Raw genomic sequence first — 1,594 nt, 5'->3', positions numbered from 1 at the left:
TTCTCGATATCTCAGCTTGTAAGCGAGGTAGTAGCGAACAGTTTCGAGAATAACTTCAGAGGGAAAGTGGCAACCTTTAAACATTAAGAATCAGCATCATGAGTGGAAATTAAGCGAATTTTAACTATGGAGCTCTAAGTTTGCGACAGAACCCTCTTTGAAGGTTAGCTGGTTTGACATACGTCCTCATGATGGATATAAATGAAGTAAGCTAGGTTACTCAGAATGCTCCATCATAAGAAGGTGTCGATTGAGAGACGCTTGCTCTTTAAACCAGAAAGTACACGTGAATAATTCTGAAATCTCTTACGAAATCTTGAAATTAAAGCGTTACGCACAAGTAAATTCGGGGAAGTCCTCCTGGAATTGAGCCTCTAGATATCGAATGGCATGCCAAAGAAGCGTATGGATTTAATTGATTCTGGAGGCAGTTCAAAATAGAACGTCGCTTTACGTCCTGCTTTACTTGGCACTGTAATTTGCTGCGGGTTACTTTTACCAGACCAAAGGTTGGTTCCATATTCCTCTTTATCAACCACAAGAACATTCTCTGACTCGATTAGGTTTATGATACGAATAGGCTCATGATGCGCACTCTTAAAGCCTACCTCAATGGAAGCACCATTTTCCCCTACCTTTTTAACATTTAATACTTTAATTTCTAAATATTTTTTCAAATCTTCAGTATTGTTAATGATCAGGGCGCCGTCTTTACTGAGACCGGTTTTTCTTCCTTCGTTAACGCCTTCATCGACACCTTCGACGAGGTCTTTACTAAACTTAACAAATCCAGAAATAACACCTTTTGTCGTTTCAGTAATATCACTACCACTCAGCTCACTCGCATATGACTGAGTTGACATAACCATTAGAATAATCAATGCAATTTTTTTCAATGTAATTTCTCTTATATCATTACTATAGGAATTTTGCATAAGCTTTAGCTATTATACAAATCTCATGTTTTTTGAAATATGGCTCTTTATTATAATTAGATTTAAATAATTTTTTTTACTAAAGATGATATCGTATTAACTAAATAGACTGTCATTATTGTTTGTGATGTACTTTTTGTTCGATAAAACGGACTTCGTAAAGGTGTGTCAATGAAGGATGGGTTTTTAATTATCCCCCTTATTTTTGCAACAAGAACAGTGTAGGAGAACTCTGCCTTTAACATAAAATGGATGTGTGATATATCAAATACAATTACTTCCTACACTCAAAAAAAGATGCTCTTTTTTCACTACTTATCTGACGCTCAGATAAATTAAGATCACTATGATTTTCATATTTATAAAAATGATCTAAAACAGGGTTTAATGCCTTTAAACCTATTAGTCTGTAGCTATTTTCTTCTTCTTTTGTCAGTTTGTAATCGATAACTCTTTCACTCAGCATGCCTCCGATTAACTGTTGCACATAATAACCATCATGGTCATAGAATAAGTAGTTATTTCCCACACTCCCTAAACATATCATACATTTTCCTTTTTCGTTTTTTACTATACCCAAGTGACCTCGCTCTGAATCAAGCATCTTGAGGTTAAAACTTGCTTAACAATATCAGTGTGATGTTTTTGTAACAAGCCCC

Annotated in this window: 2 protein-coding genes and 1 pseudogene; all 3 read right to left on the bottom strand. The window is 35.3% G+C overall.

The features are described from left to right. Positions 1 to 84, bottom strand: a pseudogene (locus tag VSA01S_RS20640) (IS6 family transposase); the annotation flags it as partial. A 290-nt stretch (positions 85 to 374) separates the two neighbouring features. Next, positions 375 to 896, bottom strand: coding sequence for a hypothetical protein (locus VSA01S_RS19695; protein ID WP_039983314.1), 522 nt, complete (start codon positions 894 to 896; stop codon positions 375 to 377). Positions 897 to 1,209: 313 nt separating this feature from the next. Then, positions 1,210 to 1,515 (bottom strand): hypothetical protein, encoded by a 306-nt coding sequence (locus tag VSA01S_RS19690; RefSeq protein ID WP_145993920.1) that lies wholly within the window; start codon positions 1,513 to 1,515, stop codon positions 1,210 to 1,212. Between the last annotated feature and the right edge of the window lie 79 nt (positions 1,516 to 1,594).

Source organism: Vibrio sagamiensis NBRC 104589 (genome assembly GCF_007990935.1).
Taxonomy (GTDB): domain Bacteria; phylum Pseudomonadota; class Gammaproteobacteria; order Enterobacterales; family Vibrionaceae; genus Vibrio; species Vibrio sagamiensis.
This window is presented reverse-complemented; position numbering and strand designations above follow the sequence as displayed.